The sequence below is a fragment of the Pantoea eucrina genome (genome assembly GCF_001691555.1).
Lineage (GTDB): Bacteria > Pseudomonadota > Gammaproteobacteria > Enterobacterales > Enterobacteriaceae > Pantoea > Pantoea borealis.
This window is the reverse complement of record NZ_MAYN01000008.1, coordinates 2,049,652-2,072,616: the sequence shown is the minus strand read 5'-3', so window position 1 is coordinate 2,072,616 and position 22,965 is coordinate 2,049,652. Positions and strand designations below refer to the sequence as shown.

The 22,965-nt window shown below is 59.5% G+C and carries 20 protein-coding genes; 13 read left to right on the top strand and 7 right to left on the bottom strand.

Annotation, left to right across the window (positions count from 1 at the left end; genetic code table 11):
• Positions 1-22: 22 nt before the first annotated feature.
• Positions 23-3,115, bottom strand: coding sequence for a beta-galactosidase (locus BBA90_RS15925; RefSeq protein ID WP_065649993.1), 3,093 nt, complete (start codon positions 3,113-3,115; stop codon positions 23-25).
• 254 nt (positions 3,116-3,369) lie between these two features.
• Here BBA90_RS15925 and iraP point away from each other — a divergent pair, with 254 nt between their 5' ends.
• The 3 genes from iraP (at position 3,370) to BBA90_RS15910 (ending at position 5,673) form a co-directional block, all read left to right on the top strand.
• Positions 3,370-3,624, top strand: coding sequence for an anti-adapter protein IraP (gene iraP / locus BBA90_RS15920; RefSeq protein ID WP_065649992.1), 255 nt, complete (start codon positions 3,370-3,372; stop codon positions 3,622-3,624).
• A 79-nt stretch (positions 3,625-3,703) separates the two neighbouring features.
• Positions 3,704-4,012 (top strand): PsiF family protein, encoded by a 309-nt coding sequence (locus tag BBA90_RS15915; RefSeq protein WP_065649991.1) that lies wholly within the window; start codon positions 3,704-3,706, stop codon positions 4,010-4,012.
• 134 nt (positions 4,013-4,146) lie between these two features.
• Entirely contained in the window at positions 4,147-5,673 is a 1,527-nt protein-coding gene (locus tag BBA90_RS15910) for an FAD-dependent oxidoreductase (RefSeq protein ID WP_065649990.1), read from the top strand.
• Positions 5,674-5,740: 67 nt separating this feature from the next.
• Here BBA90_RS15910 and proC read toward each other — a convergent pair whose 3' ends face one another.
• Positions 5,741-6,553 carry a pyrroline-5-carboxylate reductase gene (gene proC, locus BBA90_RS15905; protein WP_065649989.1) on the bottom strand — a complete coding sequence of 271 codons (813 nt, stop codon included), beginning with the start codon at positions 6,551-6,553 and terminating at the stop codon, positions 5,741-5,743.
• A gap of 142 nt (positions 6,554-6,695) precedes the next feature.
• Between proC and BBA90_RS15900 the strand changes: the two genes are divergently transcribed.
• Positions 6,696-7,139, top strand: a complete 444-nt coding sequence (locus BBA90_RS15900; protein WP_065649988.1) for a YaiI/YqxD family protein — start codon at positions 6,696-6,698, stop codon at positions 7,137-7,139.
• Here BBA90_RS15900 and BBA90_RS15895 read toward each other — a convergent pair whose 3' ends face one another.
• Positions 7,140-7,799, bottom strand: a complete 660-nt coding sequence (locus BBA90_RS15895; RefSeq protein WP_065649987.1) for a DUF2076 domain-containing protein — start codon at positions 7,797-7,799, stop codon at positions 7,140-7,142. It abuts the gene before it with no gap.
• A gap of 284 nt (positions 7,800-8,083) precedes the next feature.
• Here BBA90_RS15895 and aroL point away from each other — a divergent pair, with 284 nt between their 5' ends.
• From aroL to ppnP, 3 genes are all read left to right on the top strand, one after another.
• The gene (gene aroL, locus BBA90_RS15890) at positions 8,084-8,608 is read left to right on the top strand and encodes a shikimate kinase AroL (RefSeq protein ID WP_065649986.1); all 525 of its coding nucleotides are present in this window, start codon (positions 8,084-8,086) and stop codon (positions 8,606-8,608) included.
• Positions 8,609-8,719: 111 nt separating this feature from the next.
• Positions 8,720-8,911: a YaiA family protein gene (locus BBA90_RS15885; RefSeq protein WP_065649985.1), complete on the top strand. Its 192-nt coding sequence runs from the start codon at positions 8,720-8,722 to the stop codon at positions 8,909-8,911.
• A gap of 143 nt (positions 8,912-9,054) precedes the next feature.
• The gene (gene ppnP / locus BBA90_RS15880) at positions 9,055-9,339 is read left to right on the top strand and encodes a pyrimidine/purine nucleoside phosphorylase (RefSeq protein WP_039382944.1); all 285 of its coding nucleotides are present in this window, start codon (positions 9,055-9,057) and stop codon (positions 9,337-9,339) included.
• 56 nt (positions 9,340-9,395) lie between these two features.
• Here ppnP and rdgC read toward each other — a convergent pair whose 3' ends face one another.
• A complete protein-coding gene (rdgC, locus tag BBA90_RS15875; protein ID WP_065649984.1) occupies positions 9,396-10,307 on the bottom strand; it encodes a recombination-associated protein RdgC in 912 nt (303 codons plus the stop codon).
• A 147-nt stretch (positions 10,308-10,454) separates the two neighbouring features.
• On the opposite strand from rdgC, the gene mak reads away from it, so the two are divergent.
• Entirely contained in the window at positions 10,455-11,378 is a 924-nt protein-coding gene (gene mak / locus BBA90_RS15870; protein WP_065649983.1) for a fructokinase, read from the top strand.
• On the opposite strand, the gene BBA90_RS15865 is transcribed toward mak, so the two are convergent.
• From BBA90_RS15865 to sbcD, 3 genes are all read right to left on the bottom strand, one after another.
• Positions 11,373-11,762, bottom strand: a complete 390-nt coding sequence (locus BBA90_RS15865; protein ID WP_065649982.1) for a cell envelope integrity TolA C-terminal domain-containing protein — start codon at positions 11,760-11,762, stop codon at positions 11,373-11,375. The genes mak and BBA90_RS15865 overlap by 6 nt on opposite strands.
• Before the next feature lie 103 nt (positions 11,763-11,865).
• Positions 11,866-15,543 carry an SbcC/MukB-like Walker B domain-containing protein gene (locus BBA90_RS15860; RefSeq protein WP_065649981.1) on the bottom strand — a complete coding sequence of 1,226 codons (3,678 nt, stop codon included), beginning with the start codon at positions 15,541-15,543 and terminating at the stop codon, positions 11,866-11,868.
• Positions 15,540-16,757, bottom strand: a complete 1,218-nt coding sequence (sbcD, locus tag BBA90_RS15855; RefSeq protein WP_065649980.1) for an exonuclease subunit SbcD — start codon at positions 16,755-16,757, stop codon at positions 15,540-15,542. Before sbcD ends, BBA90_RS15860 begins: the two co-directional genes overlap by 4 nt.
• Before the next feature lie 192 nt (positions 16,758-16,949).
• Between sbcD and phoB the strand changes: the two genes are divergently transcribed.
• The 5 genes from phoB (at position 16,950) to brnQ (ending at position 22,951) form a co-directional block, all read left to right on the top strand.
• Positions 16,950-17,639, top strand: a complete 690-nt coding sequence (gene phoB, locus BBA90_RS15850; protein ID WP_065649979.1) for a phosphate response regulator transcription factor PhoB — start codon at positions 16,950-16,952, stop codon at positions 17,637-17,639.
• Between the two features lie 15 nt (positions 17,640-17,654).
• Complete coding sequence (gene phoR / locus BBA90_RS15845) at positions 17,655-18,965, top strand: phosphate regulon sensor histidine kinase PhoR (protein WP_065649978.1); 1,311 nt, start codon at positions 17,655-17,657, stop codon at positions 18,963-18,965.
• A gap of 65 nt (positions 18,966-19,030) precedes the next feature.
• The gene (locus BBA90_RS15840) at positions 19,031-19,954 is read left to right on the top strand and encodes a PstS family phosphate ABC transporter substrate-binding protein (protein ID WP_430914192.1); all 924 of its coding nucleotides are present in this window, start codon (positions 19,031-19,033) and stop codon (positions 19,952-19,954) included.
• 169 nt (positions 19,955-20,123) lie between these two features.
• Positions 20,124-21,230: a cobalamin-independent methionine synthase II family protein gene (locus BBA90_RS15835; RefSeq protein WP_065649977.1), complete on the top strand. Its 1,107-nt coding sequence runs from the start codon at positions 20,124-20,126 to the stop codon at positions 21,228-21,230.
• Between the two features lie 401 nt (positions 21,231-21,631).
• Complete coding sequence (gene brnQ, locus BBA90_RS15830) at positions 21,632-22,951, top strand: branched-chain amino acid transport system II carrier protein (RefSeq protein WP_065649976.1); 1,320 nt, start codon at positions 21,632-21,634, stop codon at positions 22,949-22,951.
• The last annotated feature ends 14 nt before the right edge of the window (positions 22,952-22,965 follow it).

Genomic DNA, 22,965 nt, shown 5'->3' with positions numbered 1-22,965 from the left:
AGCAACGTTTCGTCATATTTTTTCACATTTGCCGATCGTCCTGATGCAGCGTCAGCGTCATCTGCCAGCGCTGCTGCGTCAGCAGAAATTCCGGGCTGACGCTCGGGCTCCAGGAGTCATCGCCGCCAACTCCCATATGAAAACCATCGAGATGCAGCCAGCAGCCTGTTTCCGGTTGCAGCAGATGACGATGTGACGTATCGCGCAGCTGCTCAAGACTGTAGCGACTGAGTGAAAAGGCGAAATCACCGCTGATTTGCCAGCTGCCGCTGTCGAGCTGCCGGGTACCGCAGCGCAAGCCGTTTTCACCGGGGAAAACATAGTCGGTGGAGAGATCGGCAAGCGGCAGCTGCCAGCGGGAGAACTGCGCTGCCAGCTGGCGATCCGGATAATTTTCGTGAGGGCCCAGACCCAGCCAGCTCACCTGCTCCGGTGAGTGTGCCAGCTGGCAGCGCCAGCCGATACGTGCCGGCGGCGGTAACCCGGCAGCCTGCTCAACCGTCAGGGACAGCGTAACCTCACCCCGGGCGTTGATAAAGTAGCGCTGGTGCGTGGTAAAACAGACCTGCTCCTGCGTGCGCCACTGATGCCAGGTTTCAATCTGTACCCCGTGCGCCAGGCTGTCAGCCTGCATCGCCAGCAGCACCGGTTCGAGCTGCCCGTAGCCGGCGCGCCGCCAGCGCTCAATCCAGGCATTGGGATCTACGCTGGCCGCTTCACTGGTGCCAATGTCGTTGTCGATGGGGGCGCGGATAAAGCAGGGCTGCAGCGGCGTCAGCAGGGTCTGCCGCTCATCCACCTGCCACTGTACCAGCTCACCGCTCAGGCGTGAGAAGCGCCAGCGCTGCTGCGCGATCGCCACGTCAATCTCCTCCGGCTGCATGAGCAGCTGCGGCGCACTGTTGCCGGATACCGGCAGACGCAGCGGCAGCGCGGCAGGCAGCTGCCACTGATCCCACGCGACGCGCGCATCAGCTTCGGACCAGGCGGTGGCTTCCGGCTGATGCACTGCGACATTCAGCCATGCGGCACCCTGCAGGCCTGATGGCAGCGCAATCTCAATCTGCTGGCTGCCCTGTGGCGCAATATCGAGCGGTACCGTGCCGGTCGCCACCGGCACTCCGTCCTGCTCAATACCCCAGCGCAGCTGCTCGTTATCGCTGTGCCGGAACAGATATTCGCTGGTGACCGTGATGCGCCCTGGCTGCGTGGCGTCATGCTCAAAGCGGAAAAACTGCTGCGCGCGCTGCGCTTCATACAGGGCCGGATGCGGCGAGCGGTCAGCATAGACCAGGCCATTCATGCAGAACTGGCGGTCGTTAGGGGTATCGCCAAAATCGCCGCCGTACGCCTGCCAGGCGTTTCCGTTGCTGTCATAGCGCGTCAGGCTCTGATCGGCCCAGTCCCAGACAAAGCCGCCCTGCAGACGCGGAAACGCACGAAACGCCTGCCAGTACTTCGCAAAACCGCCAAAGCTGTTCCCCATGGCGTGCGCGTATTCACACAGGATCAGCGGACGCTGTTCGCCCGGCAAACCAATCCACTTTTTCAGCGACCACTTGGGTACGGCAGGGAAGGGCTGATCCTGATCGACCCGCGCGTACATCGGGCAGATAATATCGGTTGCGGCGCTGTCTGCGCCGCCTCCCTCATACTGCACCGGGCGCGTTGTGTCGCTGCTTTTGACCCAGCGGTAAAGCGCATCATGCGTGCTGCCGTGCCCGGACTCATTGCCCAGCGACCAGATAATGATACAGGCGTGATTGCGGTCGCGCTGTACCATGCGCGTAACCCGCTCGCTGAAGGCGGCAAACCAGCGCGGATCGTCAGAGAGCCGGTTCATCGGCTGCATACCGTGCGTTTCAATATTCGCCTCATCCACTACATACAGACCGTAACGATCGCAAAGCCGATACCAGAGCGGATGATTAGGGTAGTGGGCGCAACGCACCGCGTTGAAGTTATGGCGCTTCATCAGCTCAATATCACGGCGCATGCTGGCCTCATCCACCACCTGACCGCGTTCCGGATGGTGTTCATGGCGGTTAACGCCGCGGATCAGCAGCGGCTTGCCGTTCAGGCAGAGCTGTCCCTGCTCAATGCTGACGCGCCGGAACCCGACGTCATACGCTTCCGCTTCCAGCACCTGATGCTGCGCATCCAGCAGTGTGACCACTGCGCGGTAAAGGTGAGGCGTCTCCGCACTCCAGAGCCGTGGCTGGTTTACCGGCAGCCGCAGCGTGGCCCGTTCCGGATAGCGTCCGCGCTCATCAATAATGGCGCTGCCGGACATCTGCTCCTGCGTGCCGACGCAGGTCTCACCCAGCCACAGGCTGACGCGAATGTGGCAGCCTGCCAGGGCGGTTTCACTGGCATCAAGCTTGACGCTGACGCGTAAATCGCCCTGCGAATACTCCGGGCTGAGCGCGGTTTCAAGCTGGATATCTGCAAAGCGGGTGTCAGGTTTATGCAGCAGCGTCACATCGCGGAAAATGCCGCTCATGCGCCACATATCCTGATCCTCCAGATAGCTGCCGTCGCACCAGCGCAGCACCATTACGGCCAGGCGATTTTCGCCCGGCTGCAGGGTGGCGCTGAGATCAAACTCTGCCGGCAGACGGCTGTCCTGGGAGTAGCCCAGCCACAGTCCGTTGCACCATACAAAGCAGGCTGAATTTACACCGTCAAAAATAACGCGCGTCTGGCCCTGCTGCAGCCACTGCTCATCAACGCTGAATGTGAGCGAATAGCATCCTGTTGGGTTAGCCTGCGGCACAAACGGCGGATTAACCGGAATAGGGTACTGTACGTTGGTATAAACTGGCGCATCGTAGCCGTGCAGCTGCCAGTTAGATGGCACCGGCAGAGTCGCAGCATCCGGCAGATCCTGCCACAGCCAGCTCTCCGGCACCGCTTCGGGGTGAGTAAAGTAGCTAAACTGCCACTCGCCATTCAGTGACTGCACTGAAGGTGACGGGCGATCGTCGCGGGCAGCCTGTTCGTCGCGCCAGCTGGCAAACGGCGGATGGCTGTTCAGACGTTGCAGGCTGGTAATCACCGGGTTTTCCCAGTCGCGACGGGCCAGAATAGCCGCTAAGGAGAGTGCAGAAGTCATGATGATATCTCTGTAATTGTAATGCGCTCACATTGATGCAAATAGCATCAGCTGTAAAGCATTCGTTGCTGAAATCGTGACAAAAAAGCCGGATGTGCAGCAGGCTGTCTGCGTCAGCAAAACGTTTCGCCATTAGGCGTTGAATTGTTACGCTTTTTTAAGGGCTATTTATTCACAAAAGTGAGGAAAAGCGCTTGTTGTTTTCTTCGGCTCAGTGCTACCGTCAGCACTCCTTTCCTTATCGAGTTCATTGCATGAAAAATCTGATTGCAGAACTCCTGCTCAGGCTGGCGGAGAAAGAAGAGGCATCCAAAGATCTGGTGGTGCAGATCGAGGCGCTGGAGATAGTGCTGACTGCCATGCTGCGCCAGCTGAATGCAGAACAGCATCATCAAATCGCCAGCGCGATTGAAAATGCGATGCCGCCCGCCGCACCGATTGCAGAGAGCGCGGATGCTGCGCTATTACGCAACTATATCGAAAAATTGCTCAAGCACCCGCGTTACTGAGCGTGCCTGAGTGATTTACCGCTGTTTTACCGATTTTCGTGCCAGGCTGATAAAGCCCCCCTACACGGAGATCCTGGCAATGAAACGTTCTTTACTGGCTCTGACTGGCGCTGCCCTGCTGTTTACCGTCGGCAGTGCAGGCGCCGCTGAAAAAACGCCGCAGCAGGAAAAGATGACGCGCTGTAATCAGCTGGCCGCCACGCAAAATCTGAAAGGCGATGAGCGTAAAACCTTTATGAGCGATTGCCTGAAAAAAGAGAGCAAGCTCGGCAATATGACGCCGCAGCAGCTGAAAATGAAAAGCTGTAACAGTGCAGCCGGAGAAAAAGATCTCTCGGGTGACGCGCGCAAAACCTTCATGAGTACCTGCCTGAAAAAAAGCGCCTGATGATAAAAGCGGTGGCTGATTAACGCCTTAGCTGCCGCTTGCTTTATTTTTCCTGCCAGTTTCCCAGGCTTTGCCACACTTACTCTTTGCAGGGGTTTGTCATCCCGCATCCGACAATAATAAAGGAGCAAAGTGTGAGCTATCAATTTGTCACAGAGCTTGACGCGCTGGCGCAGCAGAAGCCGGTCCCGTTTAGCGTGGGCGAGACCGAAATAATTTTGATCCGTGATGGCGCGCAGGTGCAGGCATTTCAGGCCAAATGCCCGCACGCTGGCGCGCCGCTGGCTGAAGGGGCCGTCTGTGATGGCAGGCTGATTTGCCCGTGGCACAAAGCGGTATTTCAGCTGCAGGATGGCAAAATGTGTGAACCGCTGGCGCTTGCCAACCTGACGCGTTATCCGGTGCGGATTGAGCAGGGCAACGTGTTTGTCAGTGAGCAGCCACTCTCTGAAGCATCCGCACCCGCTACGACAGATAACGCGCCGGTCTATGTCATTCTTGGCAGCGGAGCGGCGGGTGCCGCGGCGATCTGGACGCTGCGCGATGAGGGATTTAAGGGACACATCATTCGTATTGATCGGGAGGCTGCGGCCCCATACGACCGTACCGCGCTGAGCAAGTTTGTGCCGGCGGGCAAAATGGCTATTGATGACGTGCCCACGCTGCTGCAGGAGGATGTGCTGGAACCGGTCACGCTGCTGCAGGATGAGGTGGTACAGCTGCAGGCGCGTGCACAAACGTTAACGCTGAAAAGCGGGCAGCAGGTGAGGTTTGACCGGCTGCTGGTAGCCACCGGTGGCGTACCACAGGCGCCGGATATGCCTGGCAGAGATTTGGCCGGCGTTCACCTGCTGCGTTCGCGCGATCAGGCTGCGGCGCTGCTGAAAGAGGTCGATGAAACGCAGGAGCTGGTGATCGTCGGTAACAGCTTTATCGGCATGGAAGTGGCCGGAGCGCTGCGCAGTCGCGGCGTAAAGGTCACCGTGGTTGCCCGCCAGCGTCTGCCGTTTGTCAAACAGTTTGGCGAAGAGATAGCTGAACACTTTTATGCGCTGCACCGCAGCAACGGTGTCACGTTTGAGCAGGGTGAGCCGGAGGCGCTGGAGGGGGAGAGTGAGATCGCCGCAGTTCGTCTCAAAGGGGGAAAAAGGCTGCCCGCACGACGGGTGCTGTTCGGCACCGGCGTCACGCCTGCGACCGGGTTTGTGCATGACTTAACGCTGCAGGAGGATGGCAGCCTGCTGACCGATCGCCAGCTGCGGGTGACGGATACCGTCTGGGTTGCCGGTGATATCGCCACCTATCCCACCGCTGACGGCACGCAGCGTATTGAGCACTATCGCGTGGCTCACCAGCAGGGGCGGATTGCCGCGCTGAATATGCTGGATAAGCAGATTGAGTACGATCGCGTGCCTTTTTTCTGGACGGCGCACTACGGCACCCGTTACGAATATCTCGGGCATGCGGAGGAGTGGGATGACTATCGTCTGCTTGGTTCGCTGGATGAACAGACGTTTATCGCGTTCTACTGCCAGCAGGGCCATATTGCGGCGGTCTGTTCAGCAGGATTGTACACGCTCACTGCCGCGCTGATCGACGCGATGCAGCAGCCGCTGACGCTGGCGCAGGGCATGGCGCTGTATGAGCAGTATACAGCGTAATACCCTGCCTGATGCCGGTCCTCTGTGCAGAAAAGAGGACCGGATTGCCGGCAGGCGCGGGCAGGGGTTAGCCTTTACTCAGCGCTTCTGACTTAGCCATGCAGCGCTGCATGGCGTTCATTACCGCCGCGCGAAAGCCATTCTCTTCCAGTGCTTTTACGGCCTCAATCGTCGTACCGCCGGGCGAGCAGACCTGATCTTTCAGCTCAGCGGGATGTTTGCCCGTCTCAATGACCATTTGTGCGGCGCCTTTTACCGCCTGCGCAGCAAACTCATACGCCTGCGCGCGCGGCATGCCGCCCAGCACGGCGGCGTCGGCCATGGCTTCAATAAACATAAACACATATGCCGGAGCAGAGCCGCTGACGCCCACGACCGCATGGATCAGATACTCATTGACCACCGCGGCTTTCCCGAAGCTTTCAAAGATAGCCACGATCTCGTCCACTTCCTGCGGCTCCACCAGCACGTTGGGGGTCACCGAGGTCATGCCCTGATTGACCAGTGCCGGCGTATTGGGCATCACCCGCACAATTTTACGATCGTGGCCCAGTACGCCGGCCAGTGAATCCAGCGTTACGCCCGCGGCAATCGAGACCACCAGCGCATCCTTTTTCATCACCCCCGCCAGATCGCTGAGCACTTTCAGGATCACATTAGGTTTGACCGCGCCAAACAGGATATCCGCCTCGCGCGCCAGGGCTTCTGCGCTCTCTGCTGCGCTGATCCCGTGCTGCTGTGCCATCTGCTGGTTGGTCTCCGCTTTACGGTCCCATACCAGAATATTGGCCGGGGCGATAAGCCCGCTGCCGGTCAGGCCGCTGATGATCGCCTGCGCCATGTTACCGCAGCCGATGAAGCCGATTTTTTTCTCCAGCATCGCTCTCTCCTTAATCGTGTTGATTTCGCTGCGGGTTAGCTTACGTCAGCGGCGGTGAATAACAAGTACCGGCAAAATATCGTTTGCCTTTCCTGGCGAGCACGGCAAGATCGCGCCTGTTATTCGTTATCAGGAAACCATTATGTCAATCTGGGTCGATGCTGACGCCTGTCCGGTCGTCATTAAAGAGGTGCTTTATCGCGCGGCTGAACGCACAAACGTGACGGTGACCTTTGTCGCTAACCAGCCGCTGCGCGTGCCGCCTTCGCCCTGGCTGAAGACGCTGCAGGTCGCGGCCGGCTTTGATGTGGCAGACAATGAAATTGTGAAGCGCGTACAGCCAGGAGAGCTGGTGATCACCGGCGACATTCCGCTGGCGGCGGAAGTACTGGAAAAAGGGGCCGCCGCGCTGAATCCGCGCGGTGAGCGCTACTCGCCTGATACCATCCGGCAGCGCCTCACCATGCGCGATTTTATGGAGACAATGCGTGCCAGTGGCATTCAGAGCGGCGGTCCGGCGGCGCTGAGTCCGCGCGACCGCCAGCTGTTTGCCAACGAGCTGGACAAGTGGCTGCGTCAGCGCTGATCAGACAAAACTGTCATCATCATCAAAGCCGCCGCTATCAAAATCATTCAGATCGCTGTTGTCGGCAAAACTATTGTCATTCCAGCTGCTGTTGTCATTGAGAAATGCATTGCTGCTGTCGTTGCCGTTAAACGTATCCAGGTTATCGTCCACCTGCGGCAGCGCCGGTTCGTTGATGATATTGACGATCTCTTCCGGCTGCGAATGATGAAACAGGCTGGTGAGCATATCTGCCATCACCACGCCGCCCGCCACGCCCACTGCCGTCTGCAGCGCGCCGCCGAGAAAGCCGGTGCCGCGGGCCGGCACGGCTGGCTGCTGCGGGGCCGCATTGTTCCAGCCTGACTGCTGCTGCTGCTGCTGTGGCTGCGGACGCGACCCGCTGCCAAACAAACCGGACAGAAAGCCGCCGCTCTGCTGCGGAGCCTGCTGCTGTGCCTGCATGTTTTTTTCCAGTTCGGTAATCCGGGCATTCAGCTTTTTCAGCGCAGCTTCCTGAATCAGAATCGCCTGGGCCATATAGTAAGGCGCGTCAGGCTGGCTCTGCAGATGCTGACGGATAAGCTGTTCAGCACCCGCATCGCGCGGACCACTCTGCTCACCGGCCTGCTTTAACCGGCTGAAGAGATTTTCAATGAGCTGCTGTTCCTGATTTTGCATGGGTGAACCTCCGTTGGCGTTAAGGTTATCTATATGCGGGCAGGGGCGGCGAAAGTAAATCGCTGACGTGGTAAGCAAATGTTGCCCGCGTTCATAAGTCAGAGCATGCACGAAACGCGCATGCTTTTTCTCAATCAATTCAGTGTGCTAATTATAGTACGCGCTAAAATGCGCGTAATTTGTGCTCTGAAACTGGCTGCTAAAATAAAATCCGGATATTATGCGACGCATTATTGACCTGATGGCCTGCCGGCGTGGCAGAGCACGGCGGAGAATGAGCCCGGATGTCATTACCCATCTATCTGATTGGCGCACGCGGATGCGGCAAAACGACTATCGGCCAGGTGCTGGCGCGCACGCTGGGATATACCTTCTGTGATACCGACCACTATCTGCAGCAGACAGCAGAGTGCAGCGTAGCTGAGATTGTTGCCCGTGAAGGCTGGGAGAGCTTTCGCACGCGTGAAACTGAGGCGCTGCGCGCCGTCACCGCACCGGCAACGGTGATTGCCACCGGCGGCGGAATGGTTCTGGCAGAGGTAAATCGCCACTTTATGCGTGAGCGGGGACATGTCATCTGGCTCAGCGCGCCGGCGGAAGCGCTGGCGAACCGGCTGCAGCAGCAGCCTGAAACCGCGCAGCGGCCCACCCTGACCGGCCAGCCGATTGCAGAAGAGATGGATGAAGTTCTGCGCCTGCGCGCGCCGCTTTATCAGCAGGCAGCGCACTATCGGGTCGATGCCATGCAGCCGCCTGAGCAGGTTGCAGAAGAGATTATACGTTCACTCGCTCTGGCCCGCGCCAGCTGATCGTCATCAGAAAACTCCCGCTTTACTGGCATCAATGTATGCTGGTCTATACTCAGTAACAGGCAGCGGATTGCCCCTGCCGTGTGGAACACTGATAAGAGAGGGAAAACGATGCCATCCAGACCACCCTATCCGCGTGAAGCCCGTGTCGTCGCCGTCGAAAAAGGGCCTGAAGGTAACAAAGTTACCTGGTATGAATTGCGTGCCGATCATCCCAAAGAGAACTCCCTGATCAGCGAGCATGAATCAGAGCAGGAAGCGCAGGATGCGAAAGATCGCTACGAAGACGTGGAAAAAGAATAAACCTCTCTGGCAGGGACGCCAGTGAATTCTCCGGACTCTCCTGAATTGCGCTGCTGCTGCGTCAGCAGCAATTTATTTACGTGACACTCTGACGGTTTCCCTTGTAATCTGCTGATAACCTTCATGTGCTGCGAGGAAAAAGCATGCTCAATGTCAGTGATTATTTCGACGGAAAAGTGAAATCGATCGGGTTCGACAGCGTGACCATTGGCCGCGCCAGCGTAGGCGTTATGGCTGAAGGCGAGTACACTTTTGGCACCGGCCAGCCGGAAGAGATGACGGTGGTGAGCGGCGCACTGAAAGTGCTGCTGCCAGGCGAGGCGGAGTGGAAATGGTATGAGGCGGGCAGCACATTTAATGTCCCGGGCCACAGTGAGTTTCACCTGCAGGTAGCTGAGCCTACCTCCTATCTCTGCCGCTACCTGTAAACGGTAAAAGAGAGACAGAGCTGCAACCTTCAGGCTGCAGCTTTTTTTATGCCTTATTAACGCGGGGCTTCGCCGCCGAGCGCATCGGTCAGGCTGGCAATCAGCGCGGCGAGTTCGCCGGTCATCAGCGTAAAGTCAGCGTCAAAGCGCTGAGCGAAATCATCGCGATCGATATCATCATTCTGTTCACGCAGCGTATCGCTGAATTTCAGGCGTTTTACTGAACCATCATCAGCGATCACAAACTGAATTCGTTCCTGCCAGTCGAGCGCCAGTCTGGTCACCACTTTGCCCGCTTCAATGTGGTTGGCAATCTCATCGGAGATCAGATCCTGCTTCTTGCAGCGGATCACGCCACCATCTTCCAGCAGCGCTTTCAGCTCCGCTTCATCCATCAGATCGTAGCCTGCAGGCAGTTCGCCGCCGCGCACCCACTCCGTCAGCGTCAGCTCAATTGGCTTCTCCATGGTCAGCGGCACGACCGGCAGCGAGCCGAGGCTCTTGCGCAGCAGCGCCAGCGTATCTTCCGCTTTTTTAGCGCTGGCGCAGTCGACAGCGATCAGATTATTAACCGTATCGATCCACATAAAGGTCTGACTGAAACGACTGAAAGCGCGCGGCAGCAGGCTATGCAGTACTTCATCTTTGAGCGAATCTTTTTCGGTTTTTTTCAGCTTGCGGCTCTGCTCTGCCTCCAGCTTCTCAATTTTGGCATCCAGCGCCTGCTTCACGACCGGTGACGGCAGAATTTTCTGCTCGGTGCGGGCGCAGATCACTATCTGTCCGTTAACCTCGTGGGCCAGCGCTTCCCCGCGGTTACCCATCGGCGATACCCAGCCAGTCTGGGCCATATCCTGACTTCCGCACGGTGAGAACGTAAATGCATCAAGCTGTTTTTCCAGATCGTCTGCGGACAGCGGAAGGTCACGATTCAGACGATAAACCATCATATTTTTAAACCACAACATCGGGATTCCTTACCGTGGGTGCGATCGGGCGCACAAGTCTCAAACAGGGAGCGCGCATGATAGCGAAACCTGCGCCGGGTTTCATTGCCTTTCCCGAATGGCCCCTCTACTGTATCTCCACCCCATGTGAATAATGAGGAATAACCCGTGCGTATCGGTATCGATTTAGGCGGCACCAAGACAGAGGTTATTGCTTTATCTGATGACGGCCTGCAGCTGTTCCGCCATCGCGTGAATACCCCGCGCAACGACTACGCTGCCACGGTCGGGGCGATGGCGGATTTGGTCCGTCTGGCCGAGGCGCAGACCGGAGAACGGGGCAGCGTCGGGGTCGGTATTCCCGGCTCGATTTCGCCTTATGCGCAGCGGGTTAAAAATGCCAACTCCACCTGGCTGAACGGTCAGCCGCTGGACAAAGATCTGGCGCAGGCGCTGAGCCGGGAGGTGCGTATTGCCAATGATGCAAACTGTCTGGCGGTCTCTGAAGCCACGGACGGCGCCGGCGCCGGTCAGCCGCTGGTGTTTGCGGTGATCATCGGCACCGGATCCGGCGCGGGGATCGCCATGAACGGCGTGTCGCGCATCGGGCTAAATGGCAACGCCGGCGAGTGGGGGCACAATCCGCTGCCGTGGATGGATGCCGACGAGCAGCGCTTTCAGCAGGAAGTACCGTGCTACTGCGGCTTACGGGGATGTATTGAAACCTTTGTCTCCGGCACCGGTTTTGCCACTGACTACCAGCGGCTGAGCGGACAGGCGCTGAAAGGCGCGGAGATTATGCAGCTGATCGCGCAGCAGGATCCGCTGGCGGAGCAGGCGATGCGCCGCTACGAACAGCGGCTGGCGAAAGCGCTGGCGCAGGTAGTGAATCTGCTCGATCCCGACGTGATTGTGCTGGGCGGCGGTATGAGTAATGTGGATCGCCTGTATCAGACGCTGCCCGTCCTGATGAAACCCTGGGTGTTTGGCCGCGAGTGTGAAACGCCGGTACGTAAAGCGCTGCACGGCGATTCCAGCGGCGTGCGCGGTGCAGCCTGGCTCTGGCCGCTGGAAGGGCAGGCAACGTTATGACGTATGCGGCGCAAAACCAAACCACGCCGGCTGCGTGCGATCGGGCGGCGGGGGCAGCGCGCCGGACCGGGCAACCAGCTGCCAGGCGCGCAGGCACAGCGCCTCGTCACCCTGCGTCTGGGTGACGGCAAAGCGCCCGCTGGCCTGCCACTCCAGTCGCAGCCAGCACTGCTGTCCGGCATAGCGTGCCGCATCGCGGAACTGCTGGTTAAGCTGATGCTGAACGCTGCGCGTCCAGTGGCAGGAAGAGCTTTCCAGCGCCGCATCCGGCTCACACAGGTTGGCTGATGCGACGGGCTGAACGGCAGGCGAACGGGCGCAGCCATTCAGCATCAGCGTTGTCAGCAGCAGGCCCGCTGCGGCGGCAATAAACGGTATTTTCATAACAGAGCCTGATAAACGGAAGTCAGCCGCTGAGTCTACCGCGCGCCGGGCGGAAAGCTATGGCATTCCTCTGACTCTCTGCAGAACCAGAATCAGTCGCAGGTTACTCACCCGGCAGCAGCAGCTTGCTGTATCCCAGACCATTCATTTTTCGTACCCGGATCTGAACCGGAATACGCTCTTTCATCGCCTCAACGTGGCTGATCACGCCAATGGTTTTCCCGCTGGCGTTAAGCGCATCCAGCGCGTCGAGCGCGGTATCCAGCGTTTCCGCATCAAGCGTGCCAAACCCTTCATCGAGAAACAGGGATTCAATGCGGGTTTTATGGCTGACCAGGTCGGAAAGCGCCAGCGCCAGCGCCAGACTCACCAGAAAACTTTCACCACCCGAAAGCGTCCGGGTATCGCGGGTGGCGTCCGCCTGCCAGGTATCCACCACCTCCAGCTCCAGCTCATCGCTGAGGCGTCGCTGCAGCAGATAGCGGCCATGCAGGCGATCGAGCTGACGATTTGCCAGCCATACCAGATGATCCAGCGTTAACCCCTGAGCAAAACGCCGGAACTTATCCCCTTTGGCTGAACCAATCAGATCGTTGAGGCGGCTTAGCTGCACCAGCTCAGCTTCATCGGCAGCGATCTCTGCCAGCAGCGTCTGCTGCTGCTGACGCAGGGCCGCATCACTCTGCAGCTGCTGCTGCGCTTCTCCCTGCTGGCGCGCGTTATCACGCAGCGTCAGACGTAACGTCTCAAGCTGCTGGCTGAGCGTGGCAGCCTGCTCATCGCTGAGGCCAGCCGGACGCTGCTGCTGATGCTGCGTCAGTCGCTGCTCCAGCTGCTCATCGCGGGCGATCTGTTGCAAACGCTGCTGCTCCAGCTGCTGCAGCTGTGTGCGCAACTGCTGCAGCGTCTCCTCCGGCAGCAGCGCCGCGCGTAGCGCCGCTTCATCCGCAAACGCGCTCTGCTGCAGCGCCTGGCAGAACTGCTGCTCAGCCTGCTGCAGACGCTCTGTCAGAGCTTTCTGCTGGCTGTGCGTTTGCGCCAGCTGCCCCTGCAGGCTGTGCAGCCCGCTGTGCGCCTGCTGCCGCTGCTGCAGCGCCTGTGCCAGCGCCTGTTCCTGCTGCTGCAGTCGCGCGTGCTGCTGCTGGCGCGCCTCCGTCACGCTGCGCGACCCAAACAGCTGGTTGCGCTGCTGCTGTTGCTCCTGCTGCTGCTGCTGCATCAGCGTCAGAGCGCGCTGCAGGCTCTCCTGCTGCTGCTGTTCACGCTGCAGCGTCTGCTGCAGGCTGTGCTGCTCGCTTCCGGCTCTGGCGAGCTGCGGCTGCAGAGAAGTCAGTAACTGCTCACTTTCCTGCCAGCGCTGCCAGCGCTGCTGCTGTGCAGCGAGCCAACTGGCGCGTCCGGCGGCGTCCGGCAGAATAAGCTGATGGGCACTGAGCTGCTCTGTCAGCCGCGTCGTATACTGCTGCAGCGCCTGCTGCTCATCCCGGAGGCGCTGTTCCAGATCGGCCAGCTGCTGCTGTGCGCTCTCCAGCTGCTGCTGCGCAAGCTGCTGCTGCTGCTGGTGCTGCTGCCACTGCTGCTGCTGCTGCAGATGCGCATCTTTGGCCTGCTGCAGCGCTGCCGCCGCCTGCTCGCGCGCCTGCAGCTGCTGTTGCTCCGTCAGCGCCTGCGCCTCCAGCAGCTGCTGCCAGGCGGTGAATTCCGCATGCTGTGCAGGCGTATAGTGCAGCCCCAGAGTAGCGCACAGCGCCTGCCACTCGCTATCCAGTGCCGCCAGCTGGCGATCCAGTTCAGCCAGCTCCTCTTCAAGCGCCTGCTGCTGCTGCAGGGAGAGTTTTTGCTGTTCGCCCTGTGCCGTACCTGACTCTTTTAGCTGTGCGACGGCCGTCTCCAGCGCGGCAAGTCGCTGCTGATTGTCATCCGGTCTGACCTGCTGATATTCCGCTATCGCCGGATGCTGACAGGAACCACACAGCGGGCAGGGGGTGTCAGGCTGTAACCTGGCGCGCTCATCAGCCAGCCGGGCGATGGTCCGTTCCAGTTCACACAGGCGACGCAGATCGAGCAGCGCCTGCTGCTCGCGCTTCCAGCTGTCGCGCAGCGTCTGCAGCGTCGCTTCATCCTCCCGGTAACTCTGCTGCAGCTGCTTCAGCCGGGTAGCGCGCTGTATGCGCTGCGGCTGCAGCGATTGCCACTGCGCGGCCAGCAGCGTCAGCTGCTGACGCGGGGCACGCTGCTGCTGATAGCGGGCGAGGGCGTCACGCAGATCGGCGCTGCGCTGCTGATTTTCCAGAGAGGTTAGCGCCTGCTCAGCCTGTTCGCGCTGCTGGCGGCTCTCCGCTTCCGCCTGCGCTAATGGCTGAGCCGCCTGTTCGCGCGCCGCCAGCGCCTGCTGCTGCTGCGCCAGCTGCTGTCGCTGCCGCTGCCGCTGTCCGGCAAGCTGCGTCGCCGCCTGTTCACGCCCCTCAAGATGATCGATATCCGCCTGCCAGCGCGCCAGCTCTGGCCCCCAGCCCGCGGTAGCCGCTTCGCGCGTGCGCCACGCCTGCTGTTCCGCCAGCTGTTGCTGTAAGCGTTCACTCGCCTGCTGCTGCTGCTGCAGCGCCTGTTCGCTCTGCACGACCGCCTGCTGTTGCTGTGTCAGCAGCTGCTGCTGTTCACTCAGCTGTTGTGCGGTGCGCGCTATCTGCTGATCGAGCGGCAGCACCTGCTCCGTCAGCAGCGTTTCAAGCTGCTGTCCCGCCCCGGCCGCATCATCGCGCATCTGCAGCGCCTGCTGATAGCCGTGTTCTGCCTGCTGCAGCGTCGCTTCAGCCTGCTGTTGCTGCTGCTGCAGCTGGCGGATCAGCTGCTGCTGTGCATCGCTGTCCTGCTGCAGCTGCCCGCGCAGCTGCAGCCCGGCACGCAGCTTCTCTGCCGGTTCGGCGCGCGCCAGTCGCTGGCGATCTGTATGCGCCTGCTGCCACGCCTGTTCGGCAGCCTGACGCGCTGCGGCAGCGATCTGCTGCTCCTGCGTCAGCTGCTGCGCCTGCGTCAGCCACTGCTGCTGTTCCTGCGCCTGCGTGAGCTGGGTATTCAGCGCGACTTCTTCAGCGCTTAATGTGTTCAGCTGCTGTGTGAGCGCCGCACGCTGCGCCTCATCCAGTAGCGTCATGCCGCCGGCACGGGCGCGCAGCGTTTCAAGCGCCGCGCGCGCCGCGCGCCAGCGTTCAAAGATATGGATGGAGATATCGCCATAAATTTCGGTCCCGGTCAGCTCCTCCAGCAGTTCGGCGCGCTCGCCGGGCCGGGCGTTCAGAAATGCCGCAAACTGACCCTGCGACAGCATCATTGAACGGGTGAAGCGGGCAAAATCAAGCCCGGAGAGCGACTCTATGGCTTTCAGCTTATCGCCGACTTTATCCGCCACGATCTGGTTATCGGCGACCCGCGCCAGCTCAACGCGTGGCGCCTGCAGCTTGCCGTCAGCCTGACCGCGTGCGCGGTTCTGGCTCCAGAAAGCGCGCCAGGCCTCACCTTTAACTTCAAACTCCACTTCGGCCAGACACTCGGCGGTGTCGCGCGTCATCAGCTGATTTTCACTCTGCGACAGTCCGCCAAGGCGCGGCGTCTGGTGATAGAGCGCCAGACAGATGGCATCGAGCAGCGTGGTTTTCCCGGCGCCGGTGGCACCCGTGATGGCAAACAGGCCGTTGCTGGCAAACGGCTCCTGACGGAAGTCGATCAGCCATTCGCCGCGCAGCGCGTTGAGATTTTTAAAACGTAACGTCAGAATTTTCATGCGGATGGATCCTCCAGCGCAGCCAGCGCGGTGCGAAACAGGCGGGTCAGCCCGTCACTCTGCTGCGCGTCCAGCTCTGACTCCTGCGCCAGACGACGGGCAAACACCTCTTCTACCTTTAACTCGCTCAGTGTTTCATTAGTGAGCTGCTCCAGGCTGCGCTGACGCAGCGTACGACTGCGGCGCACCAGCAGCACCTCTACCGGCAGGGTGGCTGTGAGCTGTTCAATACGCCGCTGCAGATCGGTGAGATACTCCTGCGTGGTGATCTCAATATCCAGCCATACCGGCAGCGGCTCGTCATAGCGCGCAAACTGTGCCAGCTGTGCCTCAATGTCTGCCATCGATCCTTTTAGCATCTGCATAGGCTGAAAGGCGGGTACAGGCAGCGCAGTGACGCGCTCCAGCGTGCTGCTAAAATCGAGCAGAAAGACGCTTTTATCTCGTCCGGTTTCATCAAAGCTGAGCGGGATAGGGGAGCCGCTGTAGCGAATATGATCCGTGCCGCCAATCCGCTGCGCGCGGTGAATATGGCCGAGCGCAATATAGTCTGCGGGCGGAAACGCCTGCGCCGGAAACGCATCCAGCGTGCCGATATAGATATCGCGTACCGCGTCGCTTTTGGTCACGCCCACGGTAGTGAGGTGGCCGGTGGCGATGATCGGCAGCGGCTGATCCAGCCGGTCTCGTTCTGCCACGGCAGCGTTGTAGCAGTGCTGATAGTGCTGTTCAATCGCCTGCAGCAGCGACAGCTGTTTGTCGCGACCGGACTGACCGGCCCGGCTGCGCAGAATATCGCGCGGGCGCAGATAGGGTATGGCGCACAGCAGTGCGCCCGGCGATCCGTCACGGCGCATCAGCGCCAGCACCTGCTGTTCGCCGCCGGGCGTGGCGCTGGTGATCACCCGGGTATTGAGGCAGGCCAGCAGTTCACGCGACTCATTCAGCGTGGCAACCGAATCGTGATTGCCCGCCAGCACAATCAGCTGACAGCCGCTGGGCTGTAGCGCGACGACGAACCGGTTAAACATTTCACGGGCATAACTGGGGGGCGAGCCGGTATCAAACAGATCGCCTGCCACGATCAGTGCATCAACCTGATGCTCAGCAATTTGCCGGAGCAGCCAGTCGAGAAAAGCCTGATGTTCTGCGGCGCGACTCTTGCTGTAAAAAAACTGACCGAGATGCCAGTCTGCGGTGTGAATAATGCGCATGGGGTGTCCTGCCTGAAAGCTGGCGGCCAGTATAACGGCTTCGGCCGTAAAGGAAAAAACACGTTTTTGCCGGTGATGCTGCCGTTTTTATCTCTTGCTTACGGGCAGGGTTTTTCATAAAAGTGTCATAAAACTGACGCATAATGACGCCGCATATCCCAGTGACATCCCGTCACACTCGCAGGAGCAATAATGGCCAAGCGCATTTTGGTTGTGGAAGATGAAGCACCCATCCGGGAGATGTTATGTTTTGTGCTGGAACAGAATGACTACCAGCCAATCGAAGCGGACGATTATGACAGCGCGATTAGCCGGCTGATTGAGCCCTGGCCCGATCTGATCCTGCTGGACTGGATGTTACCCGGCGGCAGCGGCATTCAGTTTATTAAGCATCTGAAGCGTGAAGCCATGACGCGCGATATCCCGGTCATGATGCTGACCGCGCGCGGTGAAGAAGAAGATCGCGTGCGCGGGCTGGAAGTGGGTGCCGACGATTACATCACCAAGCCGTTCTCACCAAAAGAGCTGATGGCGCGCATCAAAGCCGTGATGCGGCGTATCTCCCCGATGGCGGTCGAAGAGGTGATTGAGATGCAGGGACTGAGTCTCGATCCCTCCTCACATCGCGTGATGTCGGAAACCACGCCGCTGGAGATGGGGCCGACTGAATATAAACTGCTGCATTTTTTTATGACGCATCCTGAGCGGGTCTACAGTCGTGAACAGCTGCTGAACCACGTCTGGGGCACCAATGTGTATGTCGAAGATCGCACCGTGGATGTCCATATCCGTCGCCTGCGTAAAGCACTGGAAACCTCCGGCCATGACCGCATGGTACAAACCGTACGCGGAACAGGGTACCGTTTCTCTGCCCGCTACTAAACGGAGCCTGCTACCGTGCTGGAACGCCTCTCCTGGAAGCGATTACTGACCGAGCTGGCGCTGGCCTGTCTGCCTGCGCTGCTGCTCGGCCTGCTGTCTGGCTATCTGCCGTGGTGGCTGCTGGCTGCTGTTTCAGGCGTTCTGCTCTGGCATTTCGCTAACCTGATGCGTCTCTCCCACTGGCTGTGGGTCGACCGCTCAATGACACCACCCACCGGGCGCGGCAGCTGGGAGCCGCTGTTTTATGGCCTTTATCAGATGCAGCTGCGTAACCGCCGCCGCCGTCGCGAACTGGGAAACCTGATCAAACGCTTTCGCAGCGGCGCGGAGTCGCTGCCGGATGCCGTGGTGCTGACCACCGAAGAGGGAACCATTTTCTGGTGTAACGGCCTCGCTCAGCAGCATCTGGGGCTGCGCTGGCCGGAGGATAACGGCCAGAATATTCTCAACCTGCTGCGCTATCCGGAATTCTCCCGCTATATCCGCCAGCGCGATTTTGACCGGCCGCTGACGGTGGTGCTGAACAATCAGCGGCACATGGAGTTCCGCGTGATGCCTTACAGTGAAGGGCAGTGGCTGATGGTGGCGCGCGACGTGACCCAGATGCATCAGCTGGAGGGCGCCCGCCGCAACTTTTTTGCCAACGTCAGTCATGAACTGCGCACGCCGCTCACGGTGCTGCAGGGCTATCTGGAGATGATGGACGATGAGGCGATGAATGCGCGCACGCGCAGCAAAGCGCTGGGTACGATGCAGGAGCAGACCCGGCGCATGGACAGTCTGGTCAGGCAGCTGCTGACGCTGTCACGCATTGAGGCGGCGCCGGCGCTCGATCTCAAAGAGCGGGTCGACGTGCCGGCCATGCTGCATCTGCTGCAGCGCGAAGCGGAAACGCTGAGCCAGGGGCGTCACGTTATTCACTTTCAAACCGATCCTCATCTGCGCGTACTGGGTAACGACGAGCAGCTGCGCAGCGCTATCTCTAACCTGGTCTATAACGCGGTTAATCACACGCCGGAAGGCACCCATATCACTGTCAGCTGGCTGCGCACGCGACAGGGGGCAGAGTTTAAAGTTTGCGATAACGGCCCCGGCATCAGCGAAGAGCATCTGCCGCGCCTGACGGAGCGCTTTTACCGCGTTGATAAAGCGCGTTCCCGGGCAACAGGGGGCAGCGGACTGGGGCTGGCGATCGTCAAGCATGCGCTGAGCCATCACAACGCCCGGCTGGAGATCACCAGCCAGCCGCATCAGGAGACCTGCTTTCGCTTTCTGCTGCCGTCGCGTCTGATTGTGGAAGAGGCCGCGCAGGAACGGGCAGGGTAATCAGCATTGCGCCGCTTTCGCCGGCGCGCCACAATAGCATTTCTCTTTTCTCTGACGGCGGCACCATGCTGAAATCTCTGCTCTTCACGTTGTTGCTGCTCTCCCCGGTTCTGGCGCAGGCGCAAAAAGCGATGCTGACCGGCAATCTCAGTAGCGTGGGGTCCGACACGCTGGGCTACCTGATGACGCTGTGGGGAGAAGATTTCAGCCTGCAGGCGCCCGGCGTTAACGTTCAGGTTCAGGCTGCGGGCTCTTCGACCGCGCCAACGGCGCTGGCGGCAGGTGCCGCACAGCTGGGCGCAATGAGCCGGCCGATGCAAAATGATGAACGTCAGCTCTTCATTGCCCGTTACGGCTACGCACCGCTCGCTGTCCCGGTCGCGATGGATGCGCTGGTGGTGGTGGTGAATCAGGCTAATCCGTTACGGAGTATCAGTCAGCCGCAGCTTGATGCGATCTATTCCGTCACCCGCCTCTGCGGCGGCACGCAGGTGCCGCAGCGCTGGGGCGATACAGGCGTTGCAGACGGTAAATGGGCGCAGCGGCGTATCCAGCGCTTTGGCCGCAACTCCGCCTCCGGCACCTGGGGCTTCTTCAAACAGCAGGCGCTCTGTCGCGGCGATTTTCGCGCTGACGTGGCGGAGTTCCCCGGCTCGGCTGCCGTGGTGCAGGCGGTAGCGGCCACGCCAGAGAGTATCGGCTACGCCAGCTTTGGCTTTCATCTCAGCGGCGTCAGGATGCTGCCGATAGTGACCCGAACCGGTGAAAGCATCATGCCTGATGCCGGGTCGATCCGCAGTGGCCGCTATCCCTGGTCGCGGCCACTCTATATTTATGTGAACAAACCGCCCGGCAAGCCGCTGCCACCGCTGGTGGCTGCATTTCTGCATCAGGTGCTGTCGTCGCAGGGGCAGCGCCGGGTGGCGGAAGCGGGCTATTTACCTCTCTCAGACACGCAAATCTCCGCTGCGCGGGCGGCCATTGAATAAATATGAAGAACGGACACAGGAAAGTGAATTTTCCTCATGTCTGCTGAAAATTCTTCCGTTGCCCTGCGCGCTGAAGCGTGGCACTCTTTGGACATATAGCCATCCAGACGGCTAAAATAACCATGAGAAATTATACCTGACCGCAACTACCGGTCTGCAAGGAGAATCTATGTCCGCTCTGCATGCCCCGTTCCGCGCCGATACCGTCGGCAGTTTTCTGCGTCCTGCTGCGATCAAACAGGCACGCGAGCAGCACGCCCGTGGTGAAATTAGCGCTGAGCAGCTGCGCGAAGTGGAAGATCAGTCTATCCGTCATGTGGTAGAGCAGCAGCGTGCCAATGGCCTGCAGGTTGTCACCGACGGCGAGTTCCGTCGCGCGTGGTGGCATTTTGATTTCTTTGGCGATCTGAACGGCGTGGAGCTGTTCGAAGCGGAGCAGGGTATCCAGTTCAACGGCGTGCAGACCAAAGCGCACGGTGTAAAAGTCACCGGTAAAGTCTCGTTTAATCCGGCGCATCCGATGCTGGATCACTTCCGCTTTCTGAAGAGTATCGCCGGCGACGCGGTCGCTAAAATGACGATTCCCAGCCCGAGCGTGCTGCATTTCCGCGGCGGCCGCAAGGTTATCGACGCCACGGTTTATCCCGATCTGGACGCCTACTTTGCCGATCTGGCGCAGACCTATAAAGACGCTATTGCCGCGTTTTATGCTGCCGGCTGCCGCTATCTGCAGCTGGACGACACCGTCTGGGCCTATCTCTGCTCCGGGGAGCAGCAGGAACAGATCCGCGCACGCGGCGACGATCCGCAGGCGCTGGCCCGCACTTATGCCCAGGTGCTGAATGCGGCGCTGGCAGATAAACCGGCCGATCTCACCGTCGGGCTGCACGTGTGCCGCGGCAACTTCCGTTCTACCTGGATATCGGAAGGCGGCTATGAGCCGGTAGCGGAAATCCTGTTCGGCAGCGTGAATATCGACGCCTTTTTCCTGGAGTATGACAATGAGCGCTCCGGCGGATTTGAGCCGCTGCGCTTCATTAAGCCAGGCCATCAGAAAGCGGTACTCGGTCTTATCACGACGAAAACCGGCGCGCTGGAAGATCCTGAACAGGTCAAAGCGCGGCTGCAGGAAGCGGCGCAGTATATCAGCCTCGATCAGATCTGCCTCAGTCCGCAGTGCGGTTTTGCCTCTACCGAAGAGGGCAACAGCCTGAGCGAAGCGGAACAGTGGCAGAAGATCCGCCTGGTCGTGGATATTGCTAAACAGGTGTGGTGAGAGTGTAAAGTTGTGCAGACAGGCGCGTAAATCGCGCCTTTTGTGCATCCGGAACCGCACTTATGCAAGAACAACTTTTGGTTTGTCTGAATTTTAAACAAATCATCTGGGGCGTTTAGCGGCTATTTCGCCCATAATCACTGCCTGCATGCGCTTATGCGCGATATCCTTCTGGTTTTTCGATCCTGTATTGTCTTTCTCCGCTATAAACGTTTTAATTTGCGCCGTTGTCGATTCATCCCTCTGTGAACAGAAGAAAAGCAGATTAAATCACCTGCGCTGTCTCGATTCGGCCCGCATTTCGCACTGGTTAATCCAGCTAAGCCATTGTTACTGCGCAATCAGGGGACAACACAAACTCAACTTCCACCGCAACATCAGCTACAGGCACGACAGACGTTATGACATACCGTTTAACCCCGAAGGACATCCTTGCGCTGGGCTTTATGACCTTTGCCCTGTTTGTTGGCGCAGGCAACATTATCTTTCCACCTATGGTGGGCATTCAGTCTGGTGAACACGTCTGGGTTGCTGCATTCGGTTTCCTCGCTACCGCGGTTGGCCTGCCGGTTATGACCGTGATTGCGCTGGCGCGCGTTGGCGGCGGCATCGATGCGCTCAGCTCGCCAATCGGTAAAGCGGCGGGTCTGCTGCTGGCGACGGTCTGCTATCTGGCCGTGGGCCCGCTGTTCGCAACACCCCGTACCGCAACAGTGTCGTTTGAAGTCGGTATCGCTCCGCTGACCGGTGACGGCGCGCTGCCGCTGTTTATCTACAGCCTGATCTACTTTGCGCTGGTGATCGGCATCTCTCTCTATCCGGGCAAACTGCTGGATACCGTAGGGCACGTGCTGGCACCGCTGAAAATTGTGGCGCTGACCATACTCGGCGTAGCGGCGCTGGTCTGGCCGGCAGGCGGTATTGCACCTGCGACGGCAGACTATCAGCGCGCTGCGTTCTCTACCGGTTTTGTGAATGGCTATCTCACCATGGATACGCTGGGCGCACTGGTGTTTGGTATTGTGATTGTGAATGCGGCGCGTTCACGCGGCGTTGAAGATGCGAAACTGCTGACGCGCTACACCATGCTGGCTGGCCTTATCGCCGGTGTCGGACTGACGCTGGTTTACCTGAGCCTGTTTAAGCTCGGCTCCGGCAGCGCCGGTCTGGTTGACCAGAATGCTAACGGCGCCGCGATCCTGCATGCGTACGTACAGCAGACGTTTGGCAGCATGGGCAGCTTCTTCCTGGCTGCGCTGATCTTTATCGCCTGCATGGTAACGGCCGTTGGCCTGACCTGCGCCTGCGCTGAATTTTTTGCACAATATCTGCCGCTGTCGTATAAAGCGCTGGTGTTTATTCTGGGCCTGTTCTCAATGGTGGTGTCGAATCTGGGCCTGAGCCATCTGATTCAGATCTCTATCCCGGTGCTGACAGCAATTTATCCGCCCTGTATCGTGCTGATAGTGCTAAGCTTCACCCTCAACTGGTGGAACCGCAGCGCGCGTATTATTGCGCCAACCATGCTGGTCAGCCTGCTGTTTGGCATTGTGGATGCAATCAAAACCACCAGCTTTAAAGAGATACTGCCGCTGTTCAGTCAGCATCTGCCGCTGGCCGATCAGGGACTCGCCTGGCTGCCGCCTTCGCTGGCAATGATGGTGATTGCTGCCGTTGTAGATCGCGTTAAAGGATCGCAGCAGGTAGCGGTCCGGCAGTAAACGACACGGCTGTT

Coding starts and splice junctions, on each gene's coding strand:
- phoB (WP_065649979.1), top strand. CDS start 16,950: ATGGCCAAGCGCATTTTGGTTGTGGAAGATGAAGCACCCATCCGGGAG.
- BBA90_RS15865 (WP_065649982.1), bottom strand. CDS start 11,762: ATGAAAATACCGTTTATTGCCGCCGCAGCGGGCCTGCTGCTGACAACG.
- BBA90_RS15885 (WP_065649985.1), top strand. CDS start 8,720: ATGCCATCCAGACCACCCTATCCGCGTGAAGCCCGTGTCGTCGCCGTC.
- ppnP (WP_039382944.1), top strand. CDS start 9,055: ATGCTCAATGTCAGTGATTATTTCGACGGAAAAGTGAAATCGATCGGG.
- BBA90_RS15895 (WP_065649987.1), bottom strand. CDS start 7,799: ATGCAAAATCAGGAACAGCAGCTCATTGAAAATCTCTTCAGCCGGTTA.
- BBA90_RS15835 (WP_065649977.1), top strand. CDS start 20,124: ATGTCCGCTCTGCATGCCCCGTTCCGCGCCGATACCGTCGGCAGTTTT.
- BBA90_RS15900 (WP_065649988.1), top strand. CDS start 6,696: ATGTCAATCTGGGTCGATGCTGACGCCTGTCCGGTCGTCATTAAAGAG.
- brnQ (WP_065649976.1), top strand. CDS start 21,632: ATGACATACCGTTTAACCCCGAAGGACATCCTTGCGCTGGGCTTTATG.
- BBA90_RS15840 (WP_430914192.1), top strand. CDS start 19,031: ATGCTGAAATCTCTGCTCTTCACGTTGTTGCTGCTCTCCCCGGTTCTG.
- BBA90_RS15860 (WP_065649981.1), bottom strand. CDS start 15,543: ATGAAAATTCTGACGTTACGTTTTAAAAATCTCAACGCGCTGCGCGGC.
- proC (WP_065649989.1), bottom strand. CDS start 6,553: ATGCTGGAGAAAAAAATCGGCTTCATCGGCTGCGGTAACATGGCGCAG.
- rdgC (WP_065649984.1), bottom strand. CDS start 10,307: ATGTTGTGGTTTAAAAATATGATGGTTTATCGTCTGAATCGTGACCTT.
- sbcD (WP_065649980.1), bottom strand. CDS start 16,757: ATGCGCATTATTCACACCGCAGACTGGCATCTCGGTCAGTTTTTTTAC.
- BBA90_RS15915 (WP_065649991.1), top strand. CDS start 3,704: ATGAAACGTTCTTTACTGGCTCTGACTGGCGCTGCCCTGCTGTTTACC.
- aroL (WP_065649986.1), top strand. CDS start 8,084: ATGTCATTACCCATCTATCTGATTGGCGCACGCGGATGCGGCAAAACG.
- BBA90_RS15925 (WP_065649993.1), bottom strand. CDS start 3,115: ATGACTTCTGCACTCTCCTTAGCGGCTATTCTGGCCCGTCGCGACTGG.
- iraP (WP_065649992.1), top strand. CDS start 3,370: ATGAAAAATCTGATTGCAGAACTCCTGCTCAGGCTGGCGGAGAAAGAA.